We start from the raw sequence: 11,994 nt of genomic DNA, 5'->3' as shown, positions 1-11,994 counted from the left end.
CAATGCGTCAATTTGTACTTGCAACGCGGGAGCCATCCACAGAGGTCGGTCGCCTACCGGCCCCGAACCGATCACCAGACATGCAATGGTGTAGTCAGGCTGGCTGCCCATCGCTTCACATGCCTCCGCGCGCGTGGAGCGGTTGCGCGGCCACGGCGGGCGGGGGCGGGCCGCTTCGTTGCCGGATGGGATTGCGCCTTGCGCGCTCCTTTCCTGTGGAACGATTCCAGCAAAGGGAAGTGCGCAAGGGGCGGATTGCGAGGGAGGGTAGCCATCGGCATCCGTCTCGTTGCCGTCACCAGAGCAGGGCACGGCGGATCGGCGTGTGTCAGGGCCTTGGCGTGACGTCCGGACTGGCTTGCAGCCCGGCGTCCGGGGCGCTGCCGGCTTCGGCGGCCTGCGCCTTTCGGGCCTTGTCTGCCTTGCTGCCCGCGGTCGGCATACCGGGGCCGTAGACCGGTACGACGTCGGGCAGGGTGCGGCCGTGGAGCGCCTCGATCTCGGCCTTGCGCTGGTGCAGGTAGAGTTCGCGGTAGGTCGCGTAGGGGTTATCCGACTCGCGAATGCGGTTGATTTCGCTGTCGAAGGCCGCGCGTTCGCCCAGTTGGCTGACCACCGTCATGCCGATCACCACTTCGGGCTTGGAGAAGGGCTTGCCCAGCAGCGTGGGCGAGGCGAGGTTGTCCACCGTGTCGCCGATGATGTCGCGCAGCGTCGTCGGCCCGATCAGCGGTAGGTACATGTACGGGCCCGGCCCCACGCCATAGTACCCCAGAACGTCGGCCAGACCATTGGCGCGGTAGGGCAGGTGGAAGGGCTTGCGCTTGGCGATGTCCATCACCCCGCCCACGCCAAGCGTGGTGTTGATGGCAAAGCGCCCCGCCGTCTCCATCGCCTTGCCCGGCTTGAGCTCCAGCAGGAAGGCGACGAAGTTCACCGGTTCGCCCAGATTGTTGAAGAAGTTGCGCAGGCCCTGGCGCACCGGGCTGGGCACGGTCTTGTTGAAGGCCTTGGTCACCGGCTCGATCACCGCCTCGTCGACCGCCTGGACCGCGACGAAGGACTTCTCGTTGAGCCGTTCGAGCGGATCGCCCGGCGGCGCGGGCTTGCGGCGCAGGACGAGGATCTCGTTGCCGCCATCGTCCGAGCCCCCCATCGCGCCGTCCGCCGCCTGGTTGGAGGCATCGCCCAGATCGCCAATGGCGCCGGGAGCTGGCGATGGCGCGCTGACCGGCTCGGCCGCCGCACCGAAATAGACCGGGGCCTCGGGCAGCCCCTGGATCGCGATCGGATTAGCGGCCGACGGCGTGGCGACGGCGCCGCGCGACACCGCGATCCTCGCCGCCGGATCCGAAGGGCCTGAATCCGCGGAGCCCGAATCCGCAGTCCCCGTATCCGCCGGCGCGGTCTGGGCAACGGGAGCGTCCGCGCCGATGTCAGGCGCGGTCTGGGAAAGCGCCGAACCGAACATCAAGGCGGCAGCGACGGCCGTCAAACTCATTGCGTTGTCCTTGTCAGCCAGCCCTGGAGCGAATCGTCCGGGCCGCCGTGCAGAAGTACCATGACCATCGCTCTTACGCCGTCCAGGGAGGCGAAAAAGGCAGCAGGCTTAGCTTTGCGGCTATGCCCGTTTGGCGTCCGGGTCAATCGCAGTCCGGACGCTTTGGGCCGATAGCAGGCACATGTTGCCTCAGCTTTGCAGCTTTTCAAGCCAGGCCTGGGCCTGTTTGGGCTCGCCCACCGCGTGGGCGTTGACCGGACCGCGCTGCGCGAGAAATTCGGCATGGAGCGCGAAAGGTTCAAGGTCCAGCCGCTCACGCAGGCCCTCGATCTCCTCGGCCAGCTCTTCAAGCGGGGCGAGGAGCGGCGCGGCCTTGGCCGCATGGGTCTTGTCGCGGGTGTGACCGAACAGCCCCCATTGCCCCGCTGCAGTGACCTTGAGCGCGGCGATCAGCGCCTCGCGGTATTCGCTCTCGGCGTCCTCGCGGCGCCGGTCCATGCGTTCGAGACGATCTGCTCTTGCCATCGCCCGCCCCTAGCGCAACGGCGCGCCGATGGGAACGCCCTTGGCATGCTCGGGCAACACCGCCCGGCCCCTGACCCTCGGCCCGCTGGCCCTCAGCCCCCTGGCCAAAGCCGGTCGGCCGCCGCAGCAAGGCCCTGTGTCACCACAAGACGCCATCCTTGCCCGGCTTCAGGGGCTCGGGCGCGTCTTCGCCGATACATTGCAGCAGATCGATCTCGATCGTGCGGCACATCTGGTTGAGCGGCAGGTCATGCACGGTGTTGGCGAAAGGATCGACCAGTTCATCACCGATGGTCAGCACCGCCAGGAACATCAGCCCGGCCAGCGTCGAGCCCAGCGGGGTGGCGAACTGCAAGGTCTCGACCAGCCCGATCGGCAGCAGGATGCAGAACATGTGGGTGAACACCGTGGGCAGCCAGCGATACTGGTGCGGCAAGGGCGTGTTCTTGAGCCGCTCCATCCCCCCTTGCGCGTTGGCGATGTCGACCAGCACGGCCTCCATCTGCGCCTGCTGGATGGTGTCGATCCAGCCAGCGCGGCGCGCCTCGTCGATGCGGCGCCCGGTGCCGTCGAGAATGCCGTTGGCCACGTTCACCCGCTGCAGGGCAAGGTCGGCCTCATGCTTGGGGAGCAGGCGGATCACCTCGTCGTCGGGTTTCTGGCGGCGCAACTGGCAGCGCAGCGCGTTGACGTAGGCAATCTGGCGCAGGACGATCCGGCGTTTGTAGTCGGCACCTTCGGGATCGGGCAGGAAATTGCGCGCCGCACGCGCGATGTTGCGGCTGGCGTTGATCATCAGCCCCCACAGCTGGCGGCCTTCCCACCAGCGGCTGTAGGCTGAATTGCTGCGAAACCCCAGGAACAGCGCCAGCGCCGAGCCGAACAGCGTGACCGGCAGCTCGGGCGCCTCGAAAGGCAGCAGGAAATAGGTAACCGTGACAATGACGTCCCACACGAAGAGCAGCGCCAGCGGCTTCCAGATCTGGCGGACGATGCGCGCGGGCCGGGGGGCGGAGGTGACGATCATCGCTTCTGGTCGGCTCCCTTGGCGATCGACGCGGCGGGGGACGCCGCCTGGGCCATGGCCGCCGAGGAGCCCGTGGCCGGACGGATCGACAGCCAGTCGACCCGGTCGACGGTGACGAAGAAGGCGAGCACCGCACAGCCGAAGCCGAACAGCAGAAAATTGCCGATGAGGTTCTCGCGCTCGGTCGCGCTTTCCGCTTCGCTGAATTGCCGCATCGTCGTTCCTTTCCAGGTCGTTGGGGGATGGAGAGGAAATTGGGGAGGCTTGATTACGTTTGCATCTTCGAATTGCAACGAAGTTTTGCTGCGACGCGGCAGGCGCGTTGTGCGGTGCGTCATGCGCGCCAAACGGCAGGCTGCCACCGACGGCAATCGACCGCGACCTTGAAACACCAGCGCTTTTCGAAAGGTTTAAAGGCCGTCAAAGGCTCAAATCAACGCCCGCCAGAATCAGCGCCAGAGCGCAACCCGCCACAATGAGCGAACGCAGCACGTCGAAGGCATCGACCGCGGCCAGGGCGCGCCAGGAAGGAACGAGGGAATCGACCATCGCCCGGATATGCGCCCGCAGTGCTTGTCAAAGCGTTAAGAAGCGAGGGCCCAGCCACAGTTAGCGCCACAGTTAGCGCCACGATATCGGCTGCGGTTTGCCAGGCGCCTTCGCCCTATCTCCCCTCCCGCTCGCGGGAGGGGCCAGGGGGGGCCAGGGTGGGGCAGGGATGGCCAGCCCCCTCCCCTCCTCGCTTAGCCCTGCGCGGGCATCTGCTGGCTCGAGCAGTGGAACGAGCCACCCCCGGCCAGCACCGCATCGGCCATCACGCCCACCGTATCGCGATCGGGGAAGAGTTCGGCGATCGCGGCAACGCCGTCCTCGTCGTGCGCGGTGCCGTAGATCGGCACCACGACGAGCTTCGACGTGATCGCGAAGTTCATGTAGCTTGCCGGTTCGATCCGGCCATCGGTCTCGACCCGGCCCGGTGAGGGCACTTCGGCCACCGTCACGCCCATCGCCTCGGCGCGGGCTTTGGCGTCGGCGTAGATCGCGGCGTTGGGATCATCCGCCCCGGTCGCGCGCGGCAGCGCCAGCACGTTGGGGGCAACGAAGCGCGCCAGATTGTCGACATGGCCATCGGTATGGTCGTTGATGAGCCCATCCCCCAGCCACAGCACGCGCGAATAGCCCAGATCGCGCGCAAGGCGCATCTCGAGGTCGGCGCGGGTCAGTTGCGGGTTGCGGTTGGGGTTGAGCAGGCACTGCTCGGTCGTCGCGACGAGCCCGGTGCCATCGCCGTCGAGCGCGCCACCTTCCAGCACCCAGTCGGCCTGCTGAACCGCAAGGCCCGCGTCGCGCGCCAGTTCGGCACCGATTTCCTGGTCGCCATCCATCAGGTATTTGCCGCCCCAGCCGTTGAAGCCAAAGCGCATCGCCTTGCGCGCGCCGCGATCATCCATGGTGACCAGCGGGCCGGTGTCGCGCAGCCAGACATCGCCATAGCGGCGCACTTCAAGCGTGACCTTTTCCGAGACGAGCGACGCCGCGCGCGCGCGGTTCACCTCGTCGCGCACGATGAGGCGGACCTCCTGCCCGTTTTCAGCCACCACGCTGGCGAACTGCGCCATCTGAACCTGCGCGGCCTCGAGGAAGCCGGGCCATTCGACCGGATCGTGCGGAAAGCCGATCCAGATCCAGTCCTGCGGGTGCCATTCGGGCGGGAGAGCATACGTCATCGTGGTCTCGGGTCTTCTTGTCAGGACGGCAGGCCGCGCCGAAAGCGCGGCCCGCATCGCCTCAGGGATGGTCGACGTGGCAGCCACCCGTGGCCGCCGCGCAGGTCTTGTCGCGCACGGCCCGGAATTCATCGTCCTTGTGCCAGTTGGGCCAGAAGGTCGAATCCGCCAGATCGCGGCCGAGCCGATAGAAGAGCGTGACGTCCTCGACAATGCCATCCCAGTTCCAGTCGGGCGAATATTCGTCCGACGGGGCGTGGTAGTGGTTGTCGACGTAGTCCTGCGCGATCGTGTCGCCCGCCGCGGTGCCGCCGTCGAACAGGTCGGTGCTGCGATCGACGCTGAACATCGGCACGCCACGCTTGGCGAAGGAGAAGTGGTCCGAACGGTAGTACCCGCCACGCTCGGCGTGGTCCTCGGGCACTTCCTTGAGCCCTTCATCGCTCAGCGCATCGCGAAACAGGCTGGTGAGGTCGGACTTGTCGCCCCCGGTCATCGCGTAGCTGCGCGAACGCGGCGCGGGCAGCAGCGCGTCCATGTTCACCCCGCCCACGGTGTGGTCGAGCGGAAAGATCGGGTTGGCGGCATAGTATTCCGAGCCGAGCAGGCCCGATTCTTCAAGCGTGACGGCCAGGAACACCTGGCTGCGATCGGCCGGCCCCGCCTCGGCGTTGGCCTTGGCCAGCGCGGCGAGCGCGGCAACCCCGGTCGCGTTGTCGACCGCGCCGTTGCAGATGCCATCGCCGGTCTTGTCCGGGGTGCAGTGGCCCAGGTGATCCCAGTGGCCGGAATAGAGCACGTATTCGTCGGGACGGGTCTTGCCCGGAAGGATGCCGACGACGTTGTTCGAGGCCGACTTGCGGATTTCGTTGTCGAAACCGAAGCTCACCGAAAGGCCCAGCGGAACCGCCTTGAAGCCCTTTTGCTTCGCCGCGGCGCTCAGGCTCGCCAAATCCTGCCCGGCGGCCTTGAGGATCGCTTCGGCGACCGGCTTCTGGACCCAGCCGTTGGCCATCGTCTGGCTCGCGCCGTCATCGGCGCTCTGCACATAATACTGCGCGCCGGTCCAGCTCGAGTTGACGACGTTCCAGCCGTAGGCGGCGGGGAAGGTATCGTGGATGATCAGCGCGGCGGTCGCGCCATGGCGCGCGGCTTCCTCGAACTTGTAGGTCCAGCGCCCGTAGTAGGTCATGCGCCGGCCCTTGAAGAGGCCGCTTTCATCGCTGTTGGCGTAGTCGGGGTCGTTGACCAGGATGACCGCGGTCTTGCCCTTCATGTCGAGCCCGGCGTAATCGTTCCAGCCCAGTTCGGGCGCGTCGATGCCATAGCCCACGAAGACCAGCGGGCTGTCCTTGACCCGCGTCTGCGGCGTCACGCGGTAGCTCGCGGCGACGTAATCGTTACCAAAAGCGAAGCTTTGCGAAGTGCCCTTGCCCTGGACGGTAAGCGCGGTGGGATCGGTCGCGGTGATCTCCACCGTGGGAACCGGCTGGAGCCACTGGCCGTGGTTGCCCGGCTGGAGCCCGGCCGCCTTGAACTGCGCGATGATGTAGTCAAGCACCTTGGGTTCGACCGCGGTCGACGGCGCGCGCCCCTCGAACGCGTCGGAGGCGAGCGTCTTGGTCACTTCCTTCATCAGCGGCACCGAAATGTCGGGCGCCTTTTCGGCCTGCATCTCGGGCGGAGGCAGCGCGGTGCCCTTGGGCATCTTGGGTCCGGCGTAGTCGCTGGTGGCGCAGGCCGAAAGGCCGCTGACCGACAGGCCCAGCGCGGCGAGGAGAAGGACTCGGGTTTTCAAGAGGAACGCCCCTGTTGTTCTGGAAATGTTGTTCTGAAAATGCGTTCTGCGAAACGCCGCGCCCGACCGGCACCTTGCCCGCAGATTGTCGGCAGACCTGCCAGAGCCGAAGCGGCGCGACAAGAGGGCGGGGCGCGCGGACAGCAAGACCCACCCCCAACCCCTCCCGCAAGCGGGAGGGGCGTTTGAAGACCGCCTTGCCCCGGCCCTGCAAAAACGCGCCAAGCCGCTTGTCCTTGCCCACACAACCCGGCAGGACACAGGGCATGACCATGCACGCAGGCAAGAGCCGCGCCGGAGAGGACTGGGCCAACGCGCTCACCCGCGCCCGCACCCACGCGCCGTTTCTGGCGCAGCTCGTCGCGGCGCGCCCCGATCTTGCCGAAGTGCTGGCGGCCGGGGATGCGGCCGGGGCGATGGCGATGGCGCGCACGGCCGGGGACGGTGCGTCCTCGGTCGGCTCGGCGCTGCGGCGCGAGCGGCAGGCGCTGGCCCTCACGCTCGCCATCGGGGACCTGGCGGGTGGTTTCCCGCTGCTCCAGGTCACGCGCGAACTGTCCGCCTTTGCCGACCGCGCGCTCGATGCGGCCATCGCCGAAGGCATCCGCCGCCGCGTGCCCGAGGCCGATCCGGCCGGTTTCCTCGCCCTCGCGCTCGGCAAGCATGGCGCGCGCGAACTCAACTACAGCTCGGACATCGACCCGATCCTGCTGTTCGACCCGCAGGCCCTGCCCCGGCGCGAGCGCGACGATCCGGGCGAGGCGGCGCAGCGCGTGGCGCGCGCGGTGGTCGAAACGCTGTCGCGGGTGAACGAGGAAGGCTACGTCTTTCGCGTCGACCTGCGGCTGCGCCCGGCCTCCGAGGTCAGCCCGCTGGCGATCTCGATCGGCGCGGCGCTGACCCATTACGAAAGCTCCGCGCTCGCCTGGGAACGCGCCGCCTTCATCCGCGCGCGCGCCTGCGCCGGGGACATTGCGGCGGGCGAGCAGTTCCTGGCCGCGATCCGCCCCTTCGTGTGGCGCAAGAGCCTCGACTTCGGGGCGATCGCCGAAATCGGGCGGCTCACCCGCCAGATCCGCGCCAGCGCGCGCGGAACGGGGACGGTCGGCCCCGGCTTCAACCTCAAGAAGGGGCGCGGCGGCATCCGCGAGATCGAGTTCTACGCCCAGACCCACCAGCTGATCCACGGCGGACGCAACCCCGCGCTACGCCTGCGCGGCACGCGCGAGACGCTCGACGCGCTGGCCAAGGCCGGGCTCGTGCCACCCGAGGACGCGCACCTGCTGGGCGAAAGCTACGACCGGCTGCGCACGATCGAGCACCGCCTGCAGATGGCGCACGACCACCAGACCCATACACTGCCCGAAGACCCCGACGCGCTCGACGCGGTGGCCCGGCTCGACGGTCTCGCCGATGGCGCGGCGCTGATCGCGCAAGTGACCGCGATCACCGCCGAGGTCGGCGAACGCTACGACGCGCTGGTCATGGCCAACACGCCCACAGGTGGCAGCCACCCAGTGCCCGAGCCTTCGCAGGCCAGCCTGCCCGAGGAACTCGCCGCGCTCGGCTTTGCCGATCCCCCAGCGCTCGCCCGCCGGATCGAGGGCTGGCTGTCGGGCCGCATGCGCGCGCTGCGCTCGGAAGCGGCGCGCGCCGCGTTCGAGGCGGTCCGCCCTGACCTGATGGCCGCTCTCGCCCGCGCGCCCGATCCCGAACGCGCGCTGGCGCGCTGGGAGCAGCTGCTGGGCAACCTGCACAGCGCCATCAACCTGTTTCGCCTGCTCGAAGCGCGCCCGGCGCTGATCGGCCAGCTGGTCGACATCCTCAGCCTCGCCCCGCCGCTTGCCGATGCGCTGGCGCGGCGGGCCGACCTGCTCGACCCGCTGATCGATGCCAGCGCCTTCGAACTGCCCGGCGACGTGCCCGGCCTCATCGCCGAGCTGTCCCGCTTCGAGCCCGGCAGCGACTACGAACGCATGCTCGATGCGGTGCGCCGCAAGGTCAGCGAGATGCGCTTCCGGCTCGGCGTCCAGCTGATCGAGGGGGCCAACGATCCGCTCGCGATCGGGCGGGGCCTGGCGCGCGTGGCCGAAGCCGCGCACACCGTGCTGACCCGTGCCGCGATCGCCGAATTCGAGGACAAGCACGGCCGCGTTCCGGACAGCGAACTGGTCGTGCTCGGGCTCGGCCGGTTCGGCGGCGGGGTGCTCACCCACGCCTCGGACCTCGACCTCATTTACCTGTTCACCGGCGATTTCCAGGCCGAATCGGACGGCGCGCGGCCGCTTGGCGCGACGCTTTACTACAACCGCCTGTCCAAGCGCGCGATCGCCGCGCTGTCGGTCCCCACGGCGGAAGGCGCGCTCTACGAAGTCGACACGCGCCTGCGCCCCTCGGGCGAGCAGGGACCGCCCGCCGCCACGATTGCGAGTTTTGCCCGCTACCAGAACGAGGACGCCTGGACCTGGGAGCACATGGCACTGGCCCGCGCGCGGGTGCTGTTCGGATCGGATGCGGCGCGCGCGCAGGTCGAAGCCGAAATCGCCGCGATCCTCACCCGTCCGCGCGACCCCGCCACGCTGGCGCGCGACGTGCTCGAAATGCGCACGCGCATGGCGCAGCACAAGGCAGCCAAAGGACCGCTCGACGTCAAGCTTACCCGCGGCGGGCTGGTCGATCTCGAATTTCTCGTCCACTTCCACCAGCTCTCGAGCGGCAAGGGGCTCGAGCCCGATCTGGCCGAGGCGATCGCGGCGCTCGAACGCGAAGGGCTCCTCCCGCAAAGCCTTGCCACCGCGCACGACACGCTCACCCGCCTGCTGATCGCCGGGCGGCTGCTGGCCCCCGATGGCCAGGTGCCCGGCGCTCCGGCGTGCATGGCCTTGCAGCGCGCCTGCGGCTATGGGGACGCAACCGAACTCGAATCCGCGCTCCTCGCAGCGCGCCGCAGTGTCGCCGCCGCCTGGCGCGCGACCTTTGCTGAAGACCTGGAGATCTGATGACCATGACCGACCGCCCCGGCCCCGGCGACGCCTTTCCCGACATCGCGCTCGAAACCCCCGACGGCGGTAGCGTGAAAGTCTCCGACTTTGCCGGGCAAAAGCTCGTGGTGTTCTTCTACCCCAAGGACAACACCCCCGGTTGCACCACCGAGAACATCGATTTTTCGGGGCTGAAGGACCAGTTCGCCGCGGCCGGCACCGCGCTCCTGGGGGTGAGCAAGGATTCGGCCAAGAAGCACCAGAACTTCATCGCCAAGCACGCGCTCACCGCCCCGCTCGCCAGCGATGCCGAGGAAAACGGCCTGTCCGACGCGCTCGGTATCTGGACCGAAAAGCAGAACTACGGCCGCACCTACATGGGCATGGTGCGCACCACCTACCTCATCGGCCCCGACGGCACGATCGCGAAGGTGTGGGACAAGGTGAAGGTCAAGGGCCACGCCGAGGCCGTGCTGGAGGCCGCCAAGGCGCTCTGACCCCCGCGATGCCCGATACCATGTCCGTTTCGATGCCCGCTCGCGCTGCCCGGCCCTCGGTCGCGCGCGCCATTCGCGCCGCGCTCGAGGAGAGCGATCCGCGTGCCAAGGCGATGAAGACCCGCCAGGTCGCGCGCGACTGGCGGCTGGGCCGACTCGCCTTCGTGTTCGACACCACAATGCCCGCCATGCCCGGCCGGCCCGAGCGCCCCGAACTGCTTTCGCCGCGCGACATGCCGCGCCGGCGCAAGGCCGGGTCCGAGCGCAGCCGGATCGCGCTGTGGCATTCGCTCGCGCATATCGAATTCATCGCGATCGACCTCGCGCTCGACATGGCCGGGCGCTTCGGGGGCCAGATGGGTCCGGGGTTCGTCAGCGATTTCCTCTCGGTCGCGGCCGACGAGGCGATGCACTACGCGCTCATCGAAAGGCACCTTTCCACAATGGGCAGCCATTACGGCGCGCTGCCCGCGCACGGCGGGCTGTGGGACGCCGCGCACGCCACCCGGCTCGACGTCGCGGCGCGGCTGGCGGTGGTCCCGATGGTGCTTGAGGCCCGCGCGCTGGACGTGACCCCCGCCACCCACGACAGGGTTAAGGCGGCGGGCGACGCACGCGGCGCGGCGATCCTCAAACGAATCCTTGACGATGAGATTCGCCACGTCCGTTTCGGAGCAATTCATTTCGACGATGAGGCGAAACGCCGTAACGAAGATCCGGCGAATCTCTGGAAAATGCTGGTTTCCCGCCATTTCCGAGGAACCGTTAAGCCACCGTTCAACGACTCAGCGCGCTCGGCTGCCGGTTTATCGCGGGATTTCTACGCCGCTCTTGTTTGATTAACGAACCCGGTCATAACTTGAACCTGTGAGACGGCGGGGGGTTCCGACCATCTCCAAAACAGGATTTCGCGGCCAATCGGATTGGACACGCGAACGATGGGTTCAAGCGTCCCGAGCCGCACGTTCGGGGCGAATAGCAAGGTATTGCGAGTGGTCGTTACGAGAGTTTTCGCCAACATCCGCGCATTTGCCGGTGTTGCCATCATCGCGGGCGCATCCATCGCCGCTCACCCGGCGCTGGCCAATTCGGCCGCCGCATCGGCCGATATCGCCGCCCCGCTGCGCGCCGCGCAGACCGCCACCCAGTCGGCCACCGGCGGCGAGGACGAGCAGTTCCGCACCCTGTTCAGCTCGTGGCAGACCTATGAGGAAACCGGCCTGGCCGCCGCCCGCCCCAAGGCGGTTGCCGGCAGCTCGGACCTGATCGCCCCGGTCTCGATCCCGTCGCGCAACCCGCTTGACCACTACGTCATGACCAGCAGTTTCGGCATGCGCGAACACCCGATCCTGGGCCGCCGCATCGGCCACAAGGGCATCGATCTTGCCGCACCGACCGGCACCCCGGTCTACGCTCCGGCCGATGGCGTCGTCGCCCGCGCGGCCCCCTTCAGCTCCTACGGCCTGTTCATCGAGATCGAACACGGCGGTTCGCTCGAAACCCGGTACGGTCACCTGTCGCGCCTCAACGTGGCCGAAGGCCAGACCGTCCACAAGGGCGACCTGATCGGCTTCGTGGGCACCACCGGCCGCTCGACCGGCCCGCACCTGCACTATGAAGTGCGCGTCGACGGTGTTGCCGTGAACCCGATCCCCTACATGCAGGCCGGTTTTGCCGCCAAGACCGACGCTTCGGGTCCGCAGGGCAGCTGATCCGCGCCCTTACCCTTCCCGCATTCCATCGGCCGACAGGCCACAGGCGCCGGACACCCGATGGAACGGGCTTGCCACGGCACAGAAAAAAGGCGGCTCGCAAAGCCGCCTTTTTTCTGTGCCGCTTCATCTTGTCACGCCATCCGCACCCCGCAAGGATCAGCCCAGCCGGGCGAACACCGCCGCGCCGCCGCGCCGTCCCAGCGGCGCAGCAGGCTCCGCGCTC

The 11,994-nt window shown here is 68.1% G+C and carries 11 protein-coding genes; 4 read left to right on the top strand and 7 right to left on the bottom strand.

The window, feature by feature from the left end; all coding sequences use genetic code 11:
- Positions 1-328 precede the first annotated feature (328 nt).
- The 7 genes from MTR62_RS17775 to MTR62_RS17745 all read right to left on the bottom strand — a co-directional run bounded on the left by MTR62_RS17775 (position 329) and on the right by MTR62_RS17745 (position 6,488).
- Positions 329-1,501 carry an MlaA family lipoprotein gene (locus MTR62_RS17775; protein WP_244023436.1) on the bottom strand — a complete coding sequence of 391 codons (1,173 nt, stop codon included), beginning with the start codon at positions 1,499-1,501 and terminating at the stop codon, positions 329-331.
- A gap of 189 nt (positions 1,502-1,690) precedes the next feature.
- Entirely contained in the window at positions 1,691-2,026 is a 336-nt protein-coding gene (locus MTR62_RS17770) for a hypothetical protein (protein ID WP_244023434.1), read from the bottom strand.
- 139 nt (positions 2,027-2,165) lie between these two features.
- The gene (locus MTR62_RS17765; protein ID WP_244023432.1) at positions 2,166-3,053 is read right to left on the bottom strand and encodes a bestrophin family protein; all 888 of its coding nucleotides are present in this window, start codon (positions 3,051-3,053) and stop codon (positions 2,166-2,168) included.
- Positions 3,050-3,268, bottom strand: coding sequence for a hypothetical protein (locus MTR62_RS17760; protein ID WP_244023430.1), 219 nt, complete (start codon positions 3,266-3,268; stop codon positions 3,050-3,052). The genes MTR62_RS17765 and MTR62_RS17760 overlap by 4 nt, the downstream gene beginning before the upstream one ends.
- A gap of 205 nt (positions 3,269-3,473) precedes the next feature.
- A complete protein-coding gene (locus tag MTR62_RS17755; RefSeq protein WP_244023427.1) occupies positions 3,474-3,602 on the bottom strand; it encodes a DUF2476 domain-containing protein in 129 nt (42 codons plus the stop codon).
- A gap of 194 nt (positions 3,603-3,796) precedes the next feature.
- Positions 3,797-4,780, bottom strand: a complete 984-nt coding sequence (locus MTR62_RS17750; RefSeq protein ID WP_244023425.1) for an agmatine deiminase family protein — start codon at positions 4,778-4,780, stop codon at positions 3,797-3,799.
- Between the two features lie 61 nt (positions 4,781-4,841).
- Positions 4,842-6,488 (bottom strand): M28 family metallopeptidase, encoded by a 1,647-nt coding sequence (locus MTR62_RS17745; RefSeq protein ID WP_407672704.1) that lies wholly within the window; start codon positions 6,486-6,488, stop codon positions 4,842-4,844.
- A gap of 356 nt (positions 6,489-6,844) precedes the next feature.
- On the opposite strand from MTR62_RS17745, the gene MTR62_RS17740 reads away from it, so the two are divergent.
- From MTR62_RS17740 to MTR62_RS17725, 4 genes are all read left to right on the top strand, one after another.
- On the top strand, positions 6,845-9,577 hold the full coding sequence (locus tag MTR62_RS17740; protein ID WP_244023421.1) for a bifunctional [glutamine synthetase] adenylyltransferase/[glutamine synthetase]-adenylyl-L-tyrosine phosphorylase: 2,733 nt from the start codon (positions 6,845-6,847) through the stop codon (positions 9,575-9,577).
- A gap of 5 nt (positions 9,578-9,582) precedes the next feature.
- A complete protein-coding gene (locus MTR62_RS17735) occupies positions 9,583-10,056 on the top strand; it encodes a peroxiredoxin (protein WP_244023438.1) in 474 nt (157 codons plus the stop codon).
- Positions 10,057-10,064: 8 nt separating this feature from the next.
- A complete protein-coding gene (locus tag MTR62_RS17730; protein WP_244023419.1) occupies positions 10,065-10,895 on the top strand; it encodes a ferritin-like domain-containing protein in 831 nt (276 codons plus the stop codon).
- A gap of 153 nt (positions 10,896-11,048) precedes the next feature.
- Entirely contained in the window at positions 11,049-11,768 is a 720-nt protein-coding gene (locus MTR62_RS17725) for a M23 family metallopeptidase (protein WP_244023417.1), read from the top strand.
- The last annotated feature ends 226 nt before the right edge of the window (positions 11,769-11,994 follow it).

The sequence above is a fragment of the Novosphingobium organovorum genome, assembly GCF_022832435.1.
GTDB lineage: Bacteria > Pseudomonadota > Alphaproteobacteria > Sphingomonadales > Sphingomonadaceae > Novosphingobium > Novosphingobium organovorum.
The sequence above is the reverse complement of the archived record's forward strand: the minus strand, read 5'-3'. Positions and strand labels throughout refer to the sequence as shown.

Coding starts and splice junctions, on each gene's coding strand:
- MTR62_RS17765 (WP_244023432.1), bottom strand. CDS start 3,053: ATGATCGTCACCTCCGCCCCCCGGCCCGCGCGCATCGTCCGCCAGATC.
- MTR62_RS17760 (WP_244023430.1), bottom strand. CDS start 3,268: ATGCGGCAATTCAGCGAAGCGGAAAGCGCGACCGAGCGCGAGAACCTC.
- MTR62_RS17740 (WP_244023421.1), top strand. CDS start 6,845: ATGACCATGCACGCAGGCAAGAGCCGCGCCGGAGAGGACTGGGCCAAC.
- MTR62_RS17775 (WP_244023436.1), bottom strand. CDS start 1,501: ATGAGTTTGACGGCCGTCGCTGCCGCCTTGATGTTCGGTTCGGCGCTT.
- MTR62_RS17745 (WP_407672704.1), bottom strand. CDS start 6,488: ATGCCCAAGGGCACCGCGCTGCCTCCGCCCGAGATGCAGGCCGAAAAG.
- MTR62_RS17770 (WP_244023434.1), bottom strand. CDS start 2,026: ATGGCAAGAGCAGATCGTCTCGAACGCATGGACCGGCGCCGCGAGGAC.
- MTR62_RS17755 (WP_244023427.1), bottom strand. CDS start 3,602: ATGGTCGATTCCCTCGTTCCTTCCTGGCGCGCCCTGGCCGCGGTCGAT.
- MTR62_RS17750 (WP_244023425.1), bottom strand. CDS start 4,780: ATGACGTATGCTCTCCCGCCCGAATGGCACCCGCAGGACTGGATCTGG.
- MTR62_RS17730 (WP_244023419.1), top strand. CDS start 10,065: ATGCCCGATACCATGTCCGTTTCGATGCCCGCTCGCGCTGCCCGGCCC.
- MTR62_RS17735 (WP_244023438.1), top strand. CDS start 9,583: ATGACCGACCGCCCCGGCCCCGGCGACGCCTTTCCCGACATCGCGCTC.